This window comes from Halorubrum sp. SP3, from assembly GCF_005435195.1.
Taxonomy (GTDB): Archaea; Halobacteriota; Halobacteria; order Halobacteriales; family Haloferacaceae; genus Halorubrum; species Halorubrum sodomense.
On the sequence record NZ_SGTU01000052.1, the window covers coordinates 1 to 2451 of the forward strand.

5 protein-coding genes are annotated in these 2451 nt (G+C 52.3%); all 5 read left to right on the forward strand.

Features of this window, described 5'->3' with window-relative positions:
- Positions 1-411: hypothetical protein (locus EXE42_RS18640; protein WP_158293718.1), on the forward strand; the 411-nt coding region annotated here is incomplete at its 5' end.
- Positions 412-465: 54 nt separating this feature from the next.
- Entirely contained in the window at positions 466-1134 is a 669-nt protein-coding gene (locus EXE42_RS15110; protein ID WP_137706861.1) for a LamG-like jellyroll fold domain-containing protein, read from the forward strand.
- Positions 1131-1547, forward strand: coding sequence for a hypothetical protein (locus EXE42_RS15115; RefSeq protein ID WP_137706862.1), 417 nt, complete (start codon positions 1131-1133; stop codon positions 1545-1547). The genes EXE42_RS15110 and EXE42_RS15115 overlap by 4 nt, the downstream gene beginning before the upstream one ends.
- Positions 1547-2101, forward strand: coding sequence for a hypothetical protein (locus EXE42_RS15120; RefSeq protein ID WP_137706863.1), 555 nt, complete (start codon positions 1547-1549; stop codon positions 2099-2101). The genes EXE42_RS15115 and EXE42_RS15120 overlap by 1 nt, the downstream gene beginning before the upstream one ends.
- A gap of 56 nt (positions 2102-2157) precedes the next feature.
- Positions 2158-2376: a hypothetical protein gene (locus EXE42_RS15125; RefSeq protein ID WP_137694956.1), complete on the forward strand. Its 219-nt coding sequence runs from the start codon at positions 2158-2160 to the stop codon at positions 2374-2376.
- The last annotated feature ends 75 nt before the right edge of the window (positions 2377-2451 follow it).

Here is a 2451-nt window from a genome sequence, read left to right on the forward strand (position 1 = left end):
ACATTCAGAGATGTCTCGTTTACGGACAACGGAAATACAGCCGAGAACTACCTTCTAATTGGGGTTTCGGACGCAGACCCGACTGCTTCGCGTATCGACTCCACAGGCAACGCTGTCATCTACAGAGACTCGCTTGATGTCGACCGTGTCCTCACGGTGAATGGAGGGACTGCTTCGGACACGACAGGCCCTCAGGTGGACTGGTCATCCAACCACGATGTGACTCTGGAATTCGACGGATCTGAGGCTTCGCTATACATCGATGGTGAGTTCTGGGCGTCAGTTTCCGATAGCCCGAGAGGAGATATGCGTCCTGTAATACAACTAAGAGACGGAGGCGGTAACACGACTTCAGACACGGTAGAGGTTGAAGATGTAACGGTCGAACCCCTCCCAGAGGTGTTGAACTGATGGAATCAGTCAACTCCCGAAACGACGCTGCGAGTCGTGAGGTGCTAAACTAACATGACAACAATCAATCTCCAAGACGGCCTTGAGGCGTGGTACGAGTTTGACTCGGACTACTTCGATTCACAGCGGAACGTGATCGAAGACCAGAGTGGCTACGGCCGTCACGCCGAGGCGTCGGGTGGGCCGACCATCGGGGTGGATGGACCGAACGATTTCGAGGCTGCGAGTTTTGACGGGAGTGACGATGAGTTTTATTCAGTTGAAGAACCGTTTGATGATACAGGACCGTTTACCGCGTTTGCTATCTGGAAAAGTGTAGATGATAGTGCTGGTGGGGATATAGTAGGATATGGCAATCGGAATCAGTATGGTTGGTTTATGCGTGAAACTGATGGTGCCGTAAATTTAGAAATGACAACCCAAGAAGACGGTGGCTTTGATGCTGTATCTGTATCAGCACCAAACAATCAATGGAATGTCACCATAGCGAGATATAACGGAGAAATAAGAGATATCACAAACAACGATGGTTATACTTTCGATTCATTTGGGCGAACTATTGTGGATGGAACACCTCAACTAATAATTGGTAGGACTGAAGGTAGTTCCTTTGAGGCATTTAATGGAGATATTGCTGTTGCTGCTACTTGGTCCCGTGCCCTTTCTGACACCGAGATTGAGTACCTCAACAACGTTACCGCTCCACGGAGGTCGCGGCTATGAACGTTCATTACTGCGTGAGCGGGTCGGTTGAGTCGGACGACCCGACGTTCCTCGATGGCGTTGAAGCTGAACTGCCCGCACCAGATGAGGTCCGTCTCGCAAACGAGTTTACGAGTGAACGCACCGAGTTGGACGACGGGAGCGAACGGCTGTCGGCGCGGATGACCTTCGAACGAGGGCTACAGGGCAAGGCCGCAGCCGAGTACCTGTTTGAGAGAGTGCGTGAACACGATCTCTCGCAAGCGACGGCCCACTCGCTACGACTGTATCGGACGCCCGAAGGGGCTGTGACGCCGAGCGACGTTCGTGTGTGGTACGAGAATCATCCTGACGCACAGCCGACGGACGAGAGTGGTGAAGCGCACGTACCGTCGAACTGGAATCCTGACCACCATACTGTGAGGGAAGCCTAATGGGAGTCTTCAGAGACATCGGTAACAAGATTCAGTTGTATAACCCGCTGACTGGTGAGGCGTTCTTCTCGTACGATAAGCAAAACGACAAGTTAGACGCCGAAGGGAAGGATCTTGACAACGTCGGATCGCTCAGTACAGACGAAATAGATAGCAAAGACGCCACGATCCGAAACAGCAAGTACATCCGCGAGAACGTCGAGGACGGCTCGACCGCTGTCATCCAAGAAGTCAAAGACTCGGGAGGGACGGTCACCCAAGACAGCCGCACACAAATGACCAATAATGTCGATACGAACGCAACGACTATTCTAACGGTCGACAACGAGCCTATTGCCCTCCTGTGTGTTGTCTACGGCAAAGACGGGTCATCCAACCGATTTAATGATCTTGTGTTTGCCACGCGCAACTCCCCCCCCGACGTTATCTCATCTAATGATGATCTTGGGACTCCAGCGTCTCGCACATACTCAAACGATGGAGATGAGATACAATTGGCTATGGGATCGGGTACGTACACAGTCGGTGTTTCTGGATACGGTGTTTCTCCCTGACTGACGTTGTATCGGCTCTTTCACAGACACGCTATTGAAACAAACCCACCGCTGTAATGTCGAAGTTCCAACTGCTCGCGTATCAAGCCGTGGCTATCTTCGTCGGACTCGGCGTCTTTTTCGCCTTCCTGCTCGGTGCGGCAGTCACGCAGGGTGGTCGCCTCACGCTTGATATGACGTACTTCAACGAGATGTGGTTCGAGTATTGGATCATGTTCGTTTCAGTCGGCGTCATCCCGTGGGCGCTGTACTACGTTGACGACCGTGAGACATAACAACTGTATCTGGACATGAGCGAACGCGCAAACGTTGGGCAGGCAGCGATTGGCGAGATGGGGATTGGTGTCGAT